General features: G+C 64.2%; 15 protein-coding genes, 1 tRNA gene and 1 other RNA gene. 4 read left to right on the plus strand and 13 right to left on the minus strand.

From position 1 onward, the window contains the following. Positions 1–125 precede the first annotated feature (125 nt). Positions 126–1,463, minus strand: a complete 1,338-nt coding sequence (locus Q0331_RS10015) for a glutamine synthetase family protein (RefSeq protein ID WP_298076207.1) — start codon at positions 1,461–1,463, stop codon at positions 126–128. 164 nt (positions 1,464–1,627) lie between these two features. Here Q0331_RS10015 and panB point away from each other — a divergent pair, with 164 nt between their 5' ends. Beyond that, complete coding sequence (gene panB, locus Q0331_RS10020) at positions 1,628–2,479, plus strand: 3-methyl-2-oxobutanoate hydroxymethyltransferase (protein WP_298076208.1); 852 nt, start codon at positions 1,628–1,630, stop codon at positions 2,477–2,479. 454 nt (positions 2,480–2,933) lie between these two features. Here panB and Q0331_RS10025 read toward each other — a convergent pair whose 3' ends face one another. From Q0331_RS10025 to Q0331_RS10065, 9 genes are all read right to left on the minus strand, one after another. Further along, positions 2,934–3,692, minus strand: coding sequence for a hypothetical protein (locus Q0331_RS10025; protein ID WP_298076209.1), 759 nt, complete (start codon positions 3,690–3,692; stop codon positions 2,934–2,936). A gap of 33 nt (positions 3,693–3,725) precedes the next feature. Further along, a complete protein-coding gene (locus Q0331_RS10030; RefSeq protein WP_298076210.1) occupies positions 3,726–4,103 on the minus strand; it encodes a DUF202 domain-containing protein in 378 nt (125 codons plus the stop codon). A gap of 15 nt (positions 4,104–4,118) precedes the next feature. Further along, complete coding sequence (locus tag Q0331_RS10035; protein ID WP_298076212.1) at positions 4,119–4,598, minus strand: YidH family protein; 480 nt, start codon at positions 4,596–4,598, stop codon at positions 4,119–4,121. Then, positions 4,588–4,776, minus strand: coding sequence for an SPOR domain-containing protein (locus Q0331_RS10040; RefSeq protein ID WP_011273294.1), 189 nt, complete (start codon positions 4,774–4,776; stop codon positions 4,588–4,590). Before Q0331_RS10040 ends, Q0331_RS10035 begins: the two co-directional genes overlap by 11 nt. Positions 4,777–4,814: 38 nt before the next feature. Next, on the minus strand, positions 4,815–6,323 hold the full coding sequence (locus Q0331_RS10045; protein ID WP_298076213.1) for an RNB domain-containing ribonuclease: 1,509 nt from the start codon (positions 6,321–6,323) through the stop codon (positions 4,815–4,817). A 146-nt stretch (positions 6,324–6,469) separates the two neighbouring features. Continuing rightward, an RNA gene (gene rnpB, locus Q0331_RS10050) (RNase P RNA component class A) lies at positions 6,470–6,934 on the minus strand. A 13-nt stretch (positions 6,935–6,947) separates the two neighbouring features. Beyond that, positions 6,948–8,402, minus strand: a complete 1,455-nt coding sequence (locus Q0331_RS10055) for a bifunctional RNase H/acid phosphatase (RefSeq protein WP_367274983.1) — start codon at positions 8,400–8,402, stop codon at positions 6,948–6,950. A gap of 33 nt (positions 8,403–8,435) precedes the next feature. Then, positions 8,436–9,182: a C4-type zinc ribbon domain-containing protein gene (locus Q0331_RS10060; protein ID WP_298076214.1), complete on the minus strand. Its 747-nt coding sequence runs from the start codon at positions 9,180–9,182 to the stop codon at positions 8,436–8,438. A gap of 13 nt (positions 9,183–9,195) precedes the next feature. Further along, positions 9,196–10,377: a Nif3-like dinuclear metal center hexameric protein gene (locus Q0331_RS10065; RefSeq protein ID WP_298076215.1), complete on the minus strand. Its 1,182-nt coding sequence runs from the start codon at positions 10,375–10,377 to the stop codon at positions 9,196–9,198. A gap of 123 nt (positions 10,378–10,500) precedes the next feature. Between Q0331_RS10065 and Q0331_RS10070 the strand changes: the two genes are divergently transcribed. Both Q0331_RS10070 and Q0331_RS10075 read left to right on the plus strand, forming a co-directional pair. After that, the gene (locus Q0331_RS10070) at positions 10,501–11,217 is read left to right on the plus strand and encodes an HAD hydrolase-like protein (protein ID WP_298076216.1); all 717 of its coding nucleotides are present in this window, start codon (positions 10,501–10,503) and stop codon (positions 11,215–11,217) included. Between the two features lie 31 nt (positions 11,218–11,248). Then, complete coding sequence (locus Q0331_RS10075) at positions 11,249–11,827, plus strand: low molecular weight protein-tyrosine-phosphatase (RefSeq protein ID WP_298076217.1); 579 nt, start codon at positions 11,249–11,251, stop codon at positions 11,825–11,827. Between the two features lie 673 nt (positions 11,828–12,500). Here the strand turns inward: Q0331_RS10075 and Q0331_RS10080 are convergent. From Q0331_RS10080 to Q0331_RS10090, 3 genes are all read right to left on the minus strand, one after another. Then, entirely contained in the window at positions 12,501–13,697 is a 1,197-nt protein-coding gene (locus Q0331_RS10080; protein WP_298076218.1) for an SURF1 family protein, read from the minus strand. A 194-nt stretch (positions 13,698–13,891) separates the two neighbouring features. Then, a tRNA-Val gene (locus tag Q0331_RS10085) sits at positions 13,892–13,967 on the minus strand. Between the two features lie 151 nt (positions 13,968–14,118). Continuing rightward, positions 14,119–14,613 carry a DUF3052 domain-containing protein gene (locus Q0331_RS10090; RefSeq protein ID WP_298076219.1) on the minus strand — a complete coding sequence of 165 codons (495 nt, stop codon included), beginning with the start codon at positions 14,611–14,613 and terminating at the stop codon, positions 14,119–14,121. A gap of 247 nt (positions 14,614–14,860) precedes the next feature. Between Q0331_RS10090 and aceE the strand changes: the two genes are divergently transcribed. Beyond that, positions 14,861–17,053 (plus strand): pyruvate dehydrogenase (acetyl-transferring), homodimeric type (gene aceE / locus Q0331_RS10095; protein ID WP_298076220.1); only part of this gene is annotated, 2,193 nt, incomplete at its 3' end.

A 17,053-nucleotide genomic window follows, 5' to 3' on the forward strand; every position in this document is an offset into this window, starting at 1 on the left:
GTGCGGGCGGTCGGCACGGAGGAACGCGAACTGCGAGGGCGGGTCATGGGGTGAAGGTGCTCCTAGAACTCAAGGAAGTAGTGGGAGGGATGGAATTGTGGGAGAGGAAGCCGCAGATAAGGCGACTAGAAGGACAGGTTGTTCCGCAGCTCCCACGGCGTGATCTGCGACTGGTACTCGTACCACTCGCGCCACTTGTTGCGCAGGAAGAACTCAAAGACGTGCTCGCCGAGGGCATCGGCAACCAGCTCGGAACGCTCCATTTCCCGCAAGGCACTGTTCAGATCCGAAGGCAGATCCTTGTAGCCTGCGGCAATGCGCTCGCGGCGGGTCATGCGGGAGACATCCTCCTCCGCCGGGTTGGGCAGCTCGTAGCCCTCCTCAATCCCCTTCAAACCTGCGGCCAGCAGCACCGAATAAGCCAGGTACGGGTTGCAGGCGCTATCCGGTGAACGAACCTCCACGCGGCGGGAAGCCGCCTTGTTCTGCGTGTACATCGGCAGGCGGATCATCGCCGAGCGGTTCGACGCACCCCACGCCGCCGCACGCGGAGCTTCATCGCCGGAGGTAATGCGCTTGTAGGAGTTCACCCATTGGTTCGTCACCGCCGTGATCTCCGGGGCGTGCTCCAGAATGCCCGCGATGAAGGACTTTGCGGTGCCCGACAGGCGCAGCTCATCATCCGGATCGTGGAAAGCGTTATTCTCTCCCTCGAACAGGGACATGTGGGTGTGCATCGCCGACCCCGCGTGCTCGCGGAAAGGCTTCGGCATGAACGTCGCGGCCACGCCATTGCGGCGAGCTACCTGCTTAATCAGGTAACGGAAGGTCATCACGTTATCCGCCATCGTCAGGGCGTCGGCGTAACGCAGGTCGATCTCCTGCTGCCCCGGTGCGTTCTCGTGGTGCGAGAACTCCACGGAAATGCCCATGTGCTCCAGCGCGCTGATCGCGTGGGCGCGGAAAGCCGGAGCGTCGTCGGTGACCGCCTGGTCGAAGTAGCCGCCGTTATCCGTCGGCACCGGCGGATACCCCTCAGTCTCCAGCTCCTTGACCAGGAAGAACTCGATCTCCGGGTGGACATAGCAGCTGAAGCCCTGATCCGCCGCGGCCTTCATCTGGCGGCGCAGCACCTGGCGCGGATCCGCCCACGAAGGGGTGCCGTCCGGCATCGCAATGTCGCAAAACATGCGCGCCGACAGTGCCCCGGAATCCGACTTGAACGGGAAGATCTGGAACGTCGACGGGTCCGGCTGCGCGATCGTGTCCGATTCCGCGATGCGGGAAAACCCTTCAATCGCCGAGCCGTCGAAGCCGATGCCCTCCTGGAAAGCCCCCTCTAGCTCCGCTGGCACCACCGCCACGGACTTGAGGTAGCCCTGGATATCCGTAAACCAAAGGCGAACGAAGCGGATGTCGCGTTCTTCCAGCGTGCGCAGAACATATTCCTGTTGGCGATTCATGTCCCCCATTGTAGAAGTTCCCGGCCCGGCTGCGCCCCCGTTTGCGCGAGGCTGCGCCCCCGATTGCACTAGGCCGCGCCCCCGTTTGCGCTAGGCCGCGCCCCCGATTGCGCTAGTCGGCGGTTCAGCGGTTGGGGCTGAGGGCGTCACCTAGAATGAACAGCATGACTGCAAAATCTGGAACATCCGGCTCCACCCCCAACGGCTACCTGGTCCCCACCAAGAAGGTGCGCATCGCCGATCTGAAGGCACGCAAGGGCACGGGCGAGCCGTTCGCGATGCTGACCGCCTACGACTACTCCACCGCCGTCGCGTTCGCCGAGGCAGGCGTGGAGATCATGCTGGTCGGCGATTCTGCCGCGAATGTGGTGTTTGGGTATGACGCCACCCAGCGCATCAGCATGGACGAAATGGTCTACCTGACAGCCGCCGTTGTCCGCGGCGCCGGTAATGCCGCCGTGGTCGCTGACCTGCCCTTCGGCACCTATGAGGCCTCGGATGAGCAGGCCGTGAAGGCCGCCACCGAGATGCTGCATCGCACGGGCGCGCATGCGGTGAAGATCGAAGGCGGGGTGCGGATTGCGGATCGCATTCGCGCTATTACTGACGCCGGTATCTCCGTGTGCGCGCACATCGGCTTTACTCCGCAGTCCGTCAACCAGCTGGGCGGTTTCAAGGTGCAGGGCCGCGGGGCTGGCGCCGAGCAGCTGCTGGCCGACGCCCGCGCCGTGCAGGAAGCCGGTGCCGACATGGTTGTGCTGGAGATGGTGCCCGCGGACGTGGCGGCTTCCGTGACTAAGGAGCTGGACATCCCGACGATTGGCATTGGTGCAGGTCCGGACTGCGATGGGCAGGTTCTGGTGTGGCACGACATGGCTGCGTTCCCGGCGGGTGGGCACCGTCCGCGCTTCGCGAAGCAGTGGGCTTCGGTGGGATCGGACCTGACCACCGCCGCGGCTGCCTACAAGCGAGAGGTTGCTGCAGGCGAGTTCCCGGCGGAGGAGCACTGCTTCTAGCCCGGCTGACTGGGTCTGCAGGGCCACCCACCGCCCACCTCGCCAGCCTGGCACCGACCCGCCCCTGCCTGGCCTGTCCGCTCCCGGCTCGGCCTGCCCGACCCACCTTCCGTCACGTCACACCAGCCCCACAGGCCTCTCTAGCCCCACTGGTCACACACTCAATCTCCCAGCTCCTGCCACCTACCCACACCCACGTTCAGCCGCGACACACCAGCCCCACTAGCCTCTCTGGCACCATTCCGGCGGGCTGACACCCCCTCTCAAACCACTAAATGTCGTTAAAGTTGTAATTCGTCTTCCCGAAAAAATTTTTCCAGCTAGCGAAATTGCCCTGACCTGCACCTTTACAGTATCTGCAATCGCTGCCAGTAACGTTTTACCACTTTAACGACATTTAGCACGCCAGCAACCGCCAGGCACCACGCCCACGCCAGCCCCACGCCAGCCACCACTAGCTTTGCTCAGAAATGTAAACCGAAAGCCGAACCGTCATGCCGCCGCCAGGCGAGTTTTCCAAATCCATCCCCTCTCTTTCTCGAATAGATTCTGGCCTCTCCCCAAAATGAAAATGGGGATTTAACGAAAACTCTTTCCCTCCCTTAACAGCATGAACACCGGAATCCACATAGCCGCCGCAGAAGATTGACTTCTCATGCTTGTCTTCCCCCTGATCCTTACATCCCACAAGGTCATACTGCATTAACTCTGGGTCACTAGACAAAGCGTCGAAAACTTCTCGATGGTACTTCTCCAAAAAAGTCTTCTTGGCGTGATCCATTCTCACTGTGTTTATTGGGGAATCTTCCGTCACCATTGGAACTGCCCTTCCGTTCCCATATTTATCCAGCGCGTAGATCTTGGAGGATATTTCACCCGGGAACAGCACTAATTTGAAGGACAACGGAACAGAAATCACGTATATCGAAAAGGACAGAGCAAAGAAGACTACCCACGTACGGGTTTGTCTGCCGGGGTTCTTTTTTCTCCAAATCGATCTGGAAACCAAAATTATGATTGCCACCCAGGCCATAATGCCGGATAGAACAGTAAAGAGGATCAACCCATGAAAGATGAGATCCAAGATATTAGCCCCTGGGGCAACATCAGAGACGTCAAAAGTCCGATAGAAAACATTTACGTCCACCAGCTTTTGCCCCTCTATTCTCACTGCACACAGCGGCTCACCTTGAACGGTGTGCTTAATCAACACTTAGGACAGTACAACAATGCTGGGCGGTTGGGGTTAGATGGCGTCCAGAATAACGAAGATGGCGGCGACCACGCCGCAGATCAGGACAGCCGCAGTCACCGCGACGACCGAGCCGACGTTTGCGGTGAGGCGTTCGGCGCGCAGGCCAGCGCTGAAGCGCAGGTAGCGGCGCCGTTGGGTCAGCAGAATGAGCGCCGCGAGCAGCATCAACACCCCGGCCGCGGGCAGGACGATCACACCGTAGCGGCCGATCCACCGGAACAGCAGAGCGCTGACGACCAGCAGCGCCAACAGGGTGCGCTGCCACGACAGGCTGGTGCGCTCCGGCTGAAGCCCCAGGTCAGAGTGCGGGCGCTCGGGCACCCGCCGCGCAGCCGCCTGTGCAGCACCGCGCGCACCCTGGCGTGACACCTTCCGGCGCGCCACCTACAGCTCCATCCCAAAGTCTCCGAAGATCACAAACCCCAGCACAACCGCACAAGCCACCACGGCCACGCCTGCCAGGAAGGGCACGATCGCGGGCACCGGCAGAGCTTTCCCATTTCGCATGGCACGCTCCACGCGCAGCCACCGCACCGCCGCCCCCAGGCCGATCAGCATGCCAACGACCAGCACCAACACAGCCGCGGCGCTCCACAGATGCTCGGGCACATTCGGTGAACGGAACGCCTCTAGCGCCACCCCGCCAGCCAGAAACGCCAAACTAGTGCGGATCCACGCCAGGAAGGTGCGCTCGTTTGCCAGGGTGAAGCGCGGGTCCGGCTCTTTGCCCTCCGGCAGCAGGGTGCGCGCCAGCCACGAGCGGTCCGCCTCGCCGTCAACGCGACCGCTCACGCCGCCCGCGTCGCCCGCGCCGCTCACTCCGCCCGCGTCGCCCGCGCCGACCGCGGAGTCCTTAGTCGTCATCTTCCGCGTCGTACTCCTCGGCCTCCTTAGTGCGCTGCTGCGCGGTCTCGATGGCGGCCTCGGCCTCCTCGCGCGAGTCGTAGGGCCCCATGCGGCTATCCCACGCGCTGTCCTTGCCTTGGCTCACCTGGCCGGTCTTCGTGTCGTAGTACCACTTTTGCGCATCATTTTCGCTCATAAAGTCATGTGTACCACACGCGCCGGACAGCCCCCTGCCTAATCGGCCGGCCAGGCGAAACGTACCTCTCGCGCTGCGGGTTCGGCTTCAATCAGGGTTACTTTAATTGTTGACGCCTCGTCTGGGCCGCCCACACAAGTCGTCAAGATGGGCGGCTCCTCGACTAGGATCTTCGCCTTGTCTCCGCCGTCACTGTTGAGCACCGTTGCGTTGAAGTTCTGGCCTACCCACGGTTGCAGGACGACCGCCTCGGTGAGTTTCAGGCAGGCGCGGTCGACGGCGCTAGCCGTCTGGCCGCTGGATTTCATGGTGCCGAGAACCTGGTCGACGTTGGCGGTCACCCACTCCGGGATGGACTGTGCGCTGGCGATGGCCAGGCAGATTTCCGTGGCGAAGCGGTCCACCAGTCGGCGCAGGGGCGCGGTGACGTGCGCATAGTGGCCGCCGATGCCGGCGTGGATGCTGGGCTCAGACGCGCCAGCCTCAGCACTCCCGCCAGCCAGGCCGAACTGCTGGTACCCCGCCCCGCGCAGAAGACTCTGCGCGTCGCGCATGAGTGCCATGCCGCGCGGCGTGGAGGCGTCAATATCAGCGAGCAATTCCCCGATCGGGCGGCCGGAGCGATCGAACCCCAAGGCGTGCGCGGAGTGGTCGAAGGCGGCGATTTCCTTGTCTCCGGCGGGCGGCAGGGTGCGCAGGATGCCCACGCCCGCGCGCACCATCATCTCCCCGGCGCACATGCCCGCCAGTAGGGACAGCTCGGAGTTGAAGTCGTTCATCTCCTGGCGTTCGTCGATGTCCAGCAGGTAGCGCTCGGTGCCGTCGTCGGACTGGGTGCGCTCCACGGAGATCGAAGGCAAACGCAAGTTGATGGCCTTACGCCGCAGATCAGAGCGCTGGCGCGCCCGGCCAACTTCCGGCAGCTGGGCGATGGCGGGGTGCAGGGTGCCGCCGTGCATGTCCGCCTCCACCTCGGTGTAGTCGAAGCGCCTCACGGAGCGGATTAGCGCGCGGTACACGGTGAAATCCGCGACCTCACCGTCGGCGCGCAGCAGAATATCCCACACCACGGCGGGACGGGTCTGGTCGGGCAGCAGCGAGGCGCTGCCCTCCGAGAGCTCCGCCGGGTGCAGGCGGGTCGGCTCGTCCGGCAGGTACATCGTCTGGCCGCGCTGTAGGGATTCCGCCATCAGCGGCCCGGCCGGATCCACGAAGGCCGCCACGTCCGCGATGGCGTACAGCACGCGCCACCGGGCCGCGCCGCCCATGCCAGGACCAGCCCCAGCCCCGTCCGCGCCAGCGCCGTCGCCGCCCGCGCTAGCAGCAGCCGCGTCCGGCGCGTCCTGAATGTTCACCGCCTGATCCAGGTCCATCGAACCCGCCGGGTCGATGGTCACAAATGGAATATCCCGCAGGTCGCGGCGCTGGTCGGCGTGCCGGTCGCTGGATTGCAGCGCCTCGGCGTGGACGTCCTCCGGGAAGCGTTCCGGCAGTTTGAACTCCTCGGCGATGGCGCGGAAGTTCAGCTCGGCGGCGAAAAGTTTCATGACTCCAAGAGTGGCACAACCTCCTCGTCCCGGCCACGCACCCAGCCGAGTTTCCCTGCCACGCCACTGCCTGTGCCCAGGCCACACCGGAAACCGGCACCCAGCCACGCACCCGGCCACGCCCGACCCCCTCAAAAAAAATGTTTGCGCCGAGACGACCTATGAGCCGGATTCTGTCCTATCCCCCGCCCACTCCGCAGCACCGCGTGGGCACGCGAAGTCGGCGTGGGACGAGGCGATCATCCATCTGAGCCCACCATTGCTGGTGGCTTCAAGCGGCCTACCTGCTCATTGTTGGGCGGGCAGCCCTAGAGCTACGCCGCACGCTTGTGCACCATCTGGGATGGCGCACGTGCGGGCACCTTGACCTTGCTCCCGGTGGGGTTTACCTAGCCACCCCAGTCGCCTGGGGTGCTGGTGCGCTCTTACCGCACCTTTTCACCCTTACCCGCGCGTGGCGGGCGGTTTGTTTTCTGTGGCACTGTTCCCGCGGGTCGCCCCGGGTTGCTGTTAGCAACCACCGTTGCCCTGTGGAGTCCGGACTTTCCTCCGCGCCCGGCCTGCCCCGTGTGCGGGGTGGTTCCGCGCGCCGCGATCGCCCGGCCGTCTCGACAAGGCTTAACTTTAGCGCACGGTTTCTCCATCGAGGAAGTGCGTATCGTTGACCCTTCGCACCACGGCGCTGTCCTTGTTGCTGCCCTTATTATTGACGCCCACTTCTCCCCCGGAACCTTCTGAACCATCCGGGAAGATTTCGATGACGCTCAAGCCTGCCAGGTCCAGGTGCAGCGTGCGGTACAACGCGCCGCTGGCACAAAAAGCGTGGCGCAGGATGGACTTAATGGGAGTCACATGGCTGACCAACACAACATCCTCGCCGGGGTGGTTGCGGGCGACGTCGCGGAGGAAGGGGCGCACGCGGGCGAGCACGTCGTCGGGGCTTTCACCTCCGCTGGGGGCGGCGGCACTGTCCCAGAAGCAGGCGTCGTGCTCAAGGGGGAATTCATCCATGACCTCGGCGAAGGTGCGGCCTTCCCAGTCTCCGAAGTTCATCTCGATCAGGGCCTCAGTGACGTGGACGCGGGGCTTGGTGGTGCCAGAGCCACCGGCACTGCTGGAGCCGCCGTCCGCTGCAGCCTCCGCGGGCGCCGCAGCTAGCGCCTGAGCCAAAGCCTCAGCCACGGCCTCTGCGGTCTGGCGGGTGCGTTTCAACGGGGAGCTGTAGATCGCCACCGGGCCAGCACTGCTTCCCGCACTAGCGTTGCCACCAACACCGCCAGCCAGCTGCCCGGACACGTAGGCCGCGGCCCGCCGAGCCTGCTCGCGCCCGTGGGAGGTCAGCTCTGGGTCGGAGAGCCCGGAGAACTGCTTCTGCACGCTCATCTCCGTCTGCCCGTGCCGCAGCACCCACAGGCGGGTCGGCTTCCCGCCTGGATGCCATTCCGGCGCGCTCGCGGCATCGGTCACGGCCTCCGCTCCCGTGCTCTCATTCCCCGCAGCGACCGAAGCGTCCGCAGCCCCTGTGTCCACGCCCGCAGCCCCTGCAGGCGCCGACGGGGCAGCTGCACCCGCACGCCCCGACGCGATATCCCCGCCAGCCTCAACTGAGTCGGCGGCGGGTTGGAACGAGAGGGCGTCATCAAACCAGCGACCCCCAATCCCATCATCCATAGCGCGATTGGCCAGCTCGTCGGCGCGCTTGTTCTGCGCGCGCGGCACCCAGTTGTAGGTGACGGCGGCAAGAGTAGCCTCGAGCTCCTTGACCCGCGCAGCCAGGGGCTTCATGTCGGGGTGCTTGATCTTCCAGCGGCCGCTCATCTGCTCGACGACGAGCTTGGAATCCATGCGCACCTGGATCTCCAGATCCGCGGCGGCAACCCCACGTATTTTCGCGACCTCGATGGCCAGCTCCAGAGCATTGATGAGCCCCTGGTACTCCGCCACATTATTCGTGGCTTTGGCAATGAACTCCCAGCGTGCGGCTACTTCCTGGTCGCCCTCCAGGACCGAACTGCCGCAACCGGCGATGCCCGGGTTACCGCGGGATCCTCCGTCGCATTCCACGTCTAAGCGCATCATTCATCACCCTCGTTCTGTCTACTTCAGGCCACTCTATCGCAGCAGCAGGACATTACATTCAGGGCATCGCGGCACTTCCCCGCTGCCGTCTGCGGCCAGCTCGTCGATCTCCCTCAGTGACAGCGGGTCCAGCTCCATGAAGCAAGCCTGGCACGTCCGCCCGTTCAGCGGTGCGGCGCCCACCCCGTGCTCGGCGAGCTGCTGGTCGTAGGCCTGCAGCAGCTCCGCGTTCGTGTCTTCCAGTGCCGTCCGCCGCTGAGCCAACCGGGCTTTGATGGCGGAAATGTCAGCCTCCAGGGCGTTGGTCGCGCGGTCCAGGTCGGTCTGCGCTGCGGCGATGTCCTCGTCGATCTGCGCATGCGTCTGGTCGTCGGCCTCGTCGGCGGCGGAGTTGGCCCCGCTGAACATGGACTGCACCTTCACCGAGCGTTCCAGCCGCCCCTCCAGATCGTGCAATCGCTCGCGGGTGCTACGCAGGTCGTGCTTCAGGTCGCGCCGCCGCTCGGGGTCCGTCTGCGAGTTCAACCCCGCCACGTTCGCCCGCTCACGCTCCTTGAGCTTCGCCACGTCCTGGCGCAGGCGCATCAGGGAGGCCTGGTCGCTCCTGACCTGCGCGTTGTTCAGCACCTGCTGGCGGCGCTCCTCGCGCTTCTGAGCCTGCAGCTCCTCCAACTTCGCCTGCTCCGGCAGCGAGTCCAGCCGTGCCTGCGCGATGCCCAGCTCCTCCTGTTCGCGCGCTAGGTCTGCCAGGTTCTTTCGGTCGTCGGTCGTCCAGCGCATCGCAGTTGTCCTCCTACTTTTTGTGCACGGTCCACGGGTCGGTGCGCACGTCGATCACTGTGGTCTGTGCCTTCGTTGCCTTCTTAATGACGCCCTCCGCCTGGAAACACCACGGAAACTCGCTGGCCCAGTGGGCGGTATCGATCACCGGGCATCCGCCCATGCGCAGGTGCTCGTCCACCGGGTGGTGGCGCAGGTCGGAGGTGACGAAGCAGTCCACATCCATTTTTGCGACCTGGCCGAGGAAGCTGTCGCCGGCGCCGCTAGCGACGGCGACGGTGCGGATCATGGCATCGGGGTCTCCGGCTGCGCGCACGCCCCATTCGGTGGCGGGCAGTCGCTCGGCCACGCGGGCAGTGAACTCCCGCAAGGTCAACGGGGTATCCAGCTCGCCGACGCGCCCGATGCCCAGTTGCTGGTCGGCGGGCGTAGGCAGGGATGTTTCCACGCAGTCGTAGGCCGGCTCCTCGTACGGGTGGGCCTTGATGAGGGCCGCGCGGATCGCTTCCCGCTTCGCGGCGGGGGCTACGAACTCGATGCGGACCTCCTCGACCGTCTCTACCTCCCCTACCGCGCCGAGGTGCGGATTCGCGCCTTCCGTGGGCAGGAACTGGCCCGTAACGGAGAACTCGAAGCAGGCCTGCTCATAGTCACCCTGCGCGCCACCGCCTGCGGAGAAGATGGCGGATTTCACCGTGGGGGCGTCATTAAGAGGGACGGTGAAGCCCCACTTGTCGGTGCCGGAAGGGATCGGCCGCAAGGGTGCGCCCGGGGTGATGCCGAGGAGCTCGGCCAGGCGATCGTTCACGCCGGGGCGGGCGGAATCGGCGTTTGTGTGCGCGGCGAATAGGGCGATGCCGTTGCGGATGAGTTTGTGGACGATGCGGCCCTTCGGGGAGTTGGCGGGTACGCCGGTGACGCCGCGGAGCAGCAGCGGGTGGTGAACCACGAGCATCTGCGCGCCCTGGGCGATGGCGGCATCCACGACGGCGTCGGTGCAATCCAGGGCGAAGGCGACCTTGTCCGCGGGCTCGGCGGGGTCGCCGCAGATCAGGCCGACCGCGTCCCAGGATTCCGCGAGGTGGGGCGGGTAGGCGGCCTCCAAGGCGGCGACGACGTCGGCGACGGTGGTGTGGTTCGCGGCGGTGGCGGGGCTGGCTGCCTGGTTCGCGGCGGTGGTAGATGGCTCGGGCACGGATTCTCCTGGGGTACTGCTATGTGCTGTCTTGCTTTGCCACTGGCTATGCTGCCAGCCCGGCTGCTCGCTCGGCTGGCTACATGCTCCACCCAGCCTAGTCAGATCTGACACACTGGAGGAGTGCGAGATTTACCAATTCTGCTTGTAGACGTAGACGGAACGCTGATGGATAGCTACCCCGGCATCCGCGCCAGCTTCGTGAACGCCCTGGAGGCACACGGGGTGCCGGTGCCTCCCGAGGAGCGCGTGCGCGAGATCCCCGGCCCGCCGATGGTGGAGACCCTGCGGGACATTGGGCTGGAAGGCGAGCTGCTGCAGAAGGTCTTCGACACGTACCTTTTGGATCAGGAAAACGGGCGATGGAGGGAAGCCACCCCGTTCCCTGGCATGCGCGGGCTGCTGGAAAAATGGTCCAGCGAAGGCATTATTCTATCCACGGCGACGTCGAAGTCCGAGGTGTCGGCGGAGCGGATCCTGCGCGAACACGACATGCTGAAGTACTTCGCTGTGCTGGGGGCGGCTCAGGAGGATGGCACCCGCCGGTCCAAGGCCGCTGTTATTGAGTATGCGCTCGAGCAGCTGAAAGAGGCCCCCGAAGTGCGGGAATACCTGGCACACATGAGCGCCGAGGAAGGCCTGCAGGCCCTCGACCCGACGAAAATGCTGCTGATCGGCGACCGTATTCACGACGTGGAGGGCGCCGCGCAGTCCGGCATCCCCACGGTGCTAGTCGGCTGGGGTTACGGCTCCGAGGAAGAGCACGCCAAGGCCGCTTACAGCGTGAACACGCTCGAGGAGCTGGACGCGCTGGTGCAGCGCTGGGCCAACGAGGGCTAGCCGGGCTGCTCAACGAACTGAAAGGAATTCAATGCACATCACTGTCGTATGCACGGGCAACATCTGCCGCTCCCCGATGGGCGAGGTGATTCTGCGCGCCGGCCTCGAGGAAGCCGGCATCGCCACCAGACACTCGCCTGCCGCTGATGCTGCCGAATCCTCCGCTGCCACTCCCGAGGCTCCCGCTTCCGCCGACGCTGCCGCTGCCACTCCCGAGGCTCCCGCTTCCGCCGACGCTCCCGTGACCCTGAATTCCTGCGGACTCGGCGGCTGGCACATCGGCGACGGCGCTGATGGTCGGGCGGTGGATGAGTTGGCGTCATTGGGCTACGACGGCACGGCGCACCGCGCGGCACAGCTCGGACCTGAGCATTTGGACGCCGACCTTTTCCTGGCCATGGACGACGGGCATGCGCGCGGGTTGCGCAATGCGGGTGTCGCCCCGGAGCGCATTCGCTTGTTCCGTAGCTTTGACGCCAACTCCCCCGCCGGTGCCGAAGTCGCCGACCCCTACTATGGCCACCGCTCGGACTTTACCGAGGTCGGGCAGCAGATTGAGGCCGCCGTGCCGGGCATCGTGGAGTACGTCCGGGAGCAGCTGGGGCTGTAGTTAACCTTTTCCGCTGTATGAATGCCGGATAGGTTGCAAAACGCCGGGTCTGCGCACTCCAAAACTCACCGCTGCCGCCAGAATGTCGGAAAAGTTGCAAAACGCCAGGGGCCGCAGGCCTCAAACACGCTTCGCTGGCACCTAAATGTCGGAAAAGTTGCAAAACGTTATTGCAGACAATTTTCACTAACGCAAACATGCAGGTCAGGGCGTTTTTCTCGCAGGTCGCCGGCTGTCCGATTTTCTGTTTTGCAACTTTTCCGACATTTAACCCTTCCGGCACCACCCAATACCGCCGAGTTGAGCATTCTCAACCACTCCACGTACCCAAATAAAAACAGGCCATAGCCAAATGCCACCGGATCGAGGCCTCGGAGCGGTTTCAGGCGCCCAAATGTCGCCATAGCGGGGATCTTGAGCCACCTCAGATGATCACGTGTCGCTAGAACGGGAATACGTTGATGCCAACTATTTCCATTTACCCAAAACCGCAGTTCAAAGAGTTTTGAAAAATCGTGGAGCGCGATCGGCGTTGACGTATTCCCGATCTAACGACATTCCAAAGGCCAGGAGGCGACTTTCAGTGTGCCAGCGCGACAGTTTGTAGCCAGAGGGGCAGCAGTTTGTGGACTGAGGCTGACTTCCCGCAGACCGGGGTGGCAGTTTGTGGGAACTAGAAGCGCTCCCTGCCGCGCTTTTCCGCGCGGCGCTCCTCGAAGCGGGAGCGGGTGCCTCCATAGCGGTCGGTGAGGTCGGAACGCTTCCGAGAATTCGGCTTCTCTGTGCCACTGAGTTCCGACTTTTCAGAGTCGGCCGACTTGGGATTGGCAGCAGCGTCGCCTGCAGCAGCGGACCCGGCAGCTGCTTCGCCGTGAGCAGTGTCTGCGCTGCTAGCAGAAGATGATCCGCCAGCACCATCACCACCGGCACCATCGGTGATCTGGGCATTTAGGCGGGCGACCTCGGCGCTTTCCTCGCGCTCACGCCGGCGCTCGCGCATCTCCGCATACACAAACCAGCCCAAGCCCACCGGCGCCAAGATGCCGAAAGCAATCCACTGAATTCCATAGGACAAGTTCGTGCCACCATCCAAGTGCGGCAGAGGCAGCGCCTTCAGATCCGGCGCACCGCCGGCTTCTCCGCCGCCGGTGTCACTGCTGGCACCACCGTCGGCACCAGCATCACTATCAGCAGCTCCGCCGCCAGCACCATCGCCGCCAGCACCACCAGCACCGCCACCGGCCATACTGTTCAGGCGGTCGACGCTCTCCGAATCCAGCTGCACATAATCCGCCGCCAGATCCTCGTCCGTCGCCTCGGAGATCTGCTTCGTCGACATGCCCGTGACCTGCGTGTATCCCTGAGACTCCGTCGGTGCCGCATCCGGCACAGCCTCGCTCATACGGATGAACCCGGTCACCTTCACCTCACCATCCGGCGCAGATTTCAGCCGAGGCGCAGCCCCGTCCCCCTCCACGGCGACCCACCCGCGATGCACCAAGACGGTCTGCCCGCCGTCGAGCCGAAAGGGCGTCAATGCTTGAAAAGAGTGAGCCGATTCCACCGGGCGGTTGCGCAGCAGCACCTCTTTGTCCGGCAGGAATTGGCCCTGGAGTGCGACTCTGGTCCATTCTTTTTCGACGCCCACTGATTCCCCATCGCCCGGGATCACATCGGTGATCGGGGCGGGGTCGGTTTGCAGGGATTGTTCGAGGCGCTGGTTGAAGGCGTTCTTGTCCTGGTTCTTCCCCAGTTGCCAAGGGGCTAGGAAGCTGAATGCGGCGTAGGTGAAGGCGAGGACCAGGATGGCGGTGATGACCCATCCGGGTGTGAGGAAGTTTCGCCAGCCGCTGCGCTTCGAGGATGCCATGTGCTCCATTATTGCCCCGAGCAGCGGGGGCGGCCAAATAGTCGGAGCCATGCCGAGCCGGGCAAAGCTGAGCGGAGCCGAGGAATGCGGGTGGGGCGGAGCCGAGGAGTGCGGGTGGGGCGGAGCCGAGTGAGTCTCAGCGAAGAACGGAAACAGCCCCACGACCGAAGTGGCCACGGAGCTGTAAAAAATTTTGGTGCGCCCTGACGGGTTCGAACCGCCGACCTGCTGGGTGTAAACCAGCTGCTCTTCCAGCTGAGCTAAAGGCGCGTGCTGTTTGAAGCGTTAATGACTCTAGCACGTCCACCTACAAAACAACGAAACCGCAGGTGGAGCGCAGCGCGGGACTAGGCGCCCGGTGCGGCAGCTACGGAGCAGGCGGCGCCGCGCCGGCCACGCAAGCGCGCAGCGCCAGCGCCGCCTAGCGCTTGGTGCCGGAGGAAACCAGGCAGGCACCCTGCCAGTCGCCCAGGCGCTCCGACTTGGTCTGCACCAGGCCCGCCAGCTGAGCGGACTCGGCGATCACGCCTGGCTCCACGCGGCCGGCGTCCAGCTTCGCGGGGGTCAGCAGCCAGATGCGGCCATCCTCCCCCAGGCTGCGGGTCGCATCGACCAGGCCGTCGACCAAGTCGCCGTCCTCGTCGCGCCACCACAGAAGTACGACGTCAACCACTTCGTCAGTGTCGATATCCAACAGGGCATCGCCGATAGCGTCTTCCAGGGCTTCGCTGATGCTGTCGTCACAGTCTTCGTCCCAACCGATTTCCTGGATCAGGCTGTCGGATTCGACATTGAGCAGGGCCGCCCAATCGTGTCCATTCTGAGACTGCGCGCGCTGTGCGTCCTTCGCGCCATTGCCTTGTGCACCGCCAGCGGAGCCTGTAGAGCTCGAAGCCGGACCGGGGGCCATTGCCACTGTTATTTCGTACCTTTCTAAGAAAACCAGCCCGTCGCCTAACCGCCTGCGCGTAGTAGCCGTATCACAACCGCTACACGCCCCTGCGGTTATCGCAGCTGGTGTGGTTAAAAATCTTCATTTTTGAACCTAACACAGTCGGGCTGCCAACGGAGGTTTTCTAACGCGACTTTGACGTACTGTGGAAGCCACAAGGGGTCGGAAACAAAGGCGCCCCACAACCCGCGGATCTAAGGAGGACGAACCAATGTCCACTTCGGCAGAAGAAAACAACAGCGCAAACGATGCCAGCAACTTTGCTTTGATCCGAGACGGAGTGGCCTCCTACCTGGCCGATTCCGACCCGGAGGAAACCCAGGAGTGGATGGATTCCCTCGACGGGCTGCTGGAATCCGCGGGCCCGGATCGTGGCCGCTACCTGATGTTGCGCCTGCTGGAGCGTGCCACCGCCAAGCGTGTCCCCCTGCCTCCCCTGCTGTCCACTGATTACGTGAACACCATCCCCACCACCCAGGAGCCCGACTTCCCGGGTGACGAGGAGATCGAGAAGCGCTACCGCCGCTGGATCCGCTGGAACGCGGCCATCATGGTCCACCGCGCCCAGCGCCCGGGCATTGGGGTGGGCGGCCACATCTCCACCTACGCCTCCGCGGCTCCGCTCTACGAGGTCGGGCTGAACCACTTCTTCCGCGGCAAGGACCACCCGGGCGGTGGCGACCAGATCTTCTTCCAGGGCCACGCCTCCCCCGGCATGTACGCCCGCGCGTTCCTGGAAGGCCGCCTTTCCGAGGAAGACCTGGATGCCTTCCGCCAGGAGGCCTCTAAGCCGAACCACGGCCTGCCTTCCTACCCGCACCCGCACGGCATGCCGGAGTTCTGGGAGTTCCCGACCGTCTCCATGGGTCTGGGCCCCATGGATGCCATCTACCAGGCGCGCTTCAACCGCTACCTGCACGACCGTGGCATCAAGGACACTTCCCAGCAGCACGTCTGGGCGTTCCTCGGCGATGGCGAGATGGACGAGCCGGAATCCCGCGGCCTGATCCAAACCGCCGCGCTGAACAACCTGGATAACCTGACCTTCGTCATCAACTGCAACCTGCAGCGCCTGGACGGCCCGGTGCGCGGCAACACGAAGATCATCCAGGAGCTGGAGAGCTTCTTCCGCGGCGCCGGCTGGAACGTCATCAAGGTCGTCTGGGGCCGCGAGTGGGACGAGTTGTTCGCCCGCGACGAAGAGGGCGCCCTGGTCCACGCCATGAACACCACCCCGGACGGCGACTTCCAGACGTTCAAGGCCAACGACGGCGCGTACGTCCGCGAGTACTTCTTCAACAAGGATCCGCGCACCGCCAAGCTGGTGGAGGACATGACGGACGAGGAGATCTGGCACCTGCGCCGCGGCGGCCACGACTACCGCAAGATCTACGCCGCCTACAAGCGCGCCCTGGAGACCAAGGACCAGCCGACCGTCATCCTGGCCCACACCATTAAGGGCTACGGACTGGGCCACAACTTCGAGGGCCGCAACGCGACCCACCAGATGAAGAAACTCGCGCTGGAGGATCTGAAGCTCTTCCGCGATAAGCAGGACATCCCGATCTCCGATGAAGAGCTGGAGAAGGACCCGTACCTGCCGCCGTACTTCCACCCCGGCAAGGATGCGGAAGAGATCAAGTACATGCTGAACCGCCGCAAGGAGCTCGGCGGCTTCCTGCCGGAGCGCCGCGAGAAGTTCACGCCGCTGAAGATGCCCGACCTGTCCATTGCGAAGCTGGCCCGCAAGGGCTCCGGCAAGCAGGAGGTCGCCACCACGATGGCCCTGGTCCGCGTGTTCAAGGACCTTATGCGCGACGACGAGCTGAAGAAGCGCATCGTGCCGATCGTCCCGGATGAGGCGCGTACCTTCGGCATGGATTCCTGGTTCCCGACGCTGAAGATCTACAACCCGCACGGCCAGAACTACACGCCGGTGGATCACGACCTGATGCTCTCCTACCGCGAGGCCACCGACGGACACATTCTGCACGAAGGCATCTCGGAGGCCGGCTCTATGGCTTCCTTCATCGCCGCCGGCACCAGCTACGCCACCCACGGCGAAGTCATGATCCCGCTGTACATCTTCTACTCGATGTTCGGCTTCCAGCGCGTGGGCGACGAGATCTGGGCGGCCGCAGACCAGATGTCTCGCGGATTCCTGATCGGAGCCACCGCGGGCCGTACCACGCTGACAGGCGAGGGCTTGCAGCATATGGACGGCAACTCCCCCGTGTTGGCGTCCACAAACCCTGCAGTGGTGACCTACGACCCGGCATTTGCCTACGAGATCGCCCACATCGTGCACCGTGGCATCGAGCGTATGTACGGCGAGAACAGCAACGATGGCCGCGGCGAGGACGTGATCTACTACCTCACCGCATACAACGAGCCGATCCACCAG

Source organism: uncultured Corynebacterium sp., assembly GCF_937999985.1.
In the GTDB taxonomy this organism is placed as follows: Bacteria; Actinomycetota; Actinomycetes; order Mycobacteriales; family Mycobacteriaceae; genus Corynebacterium.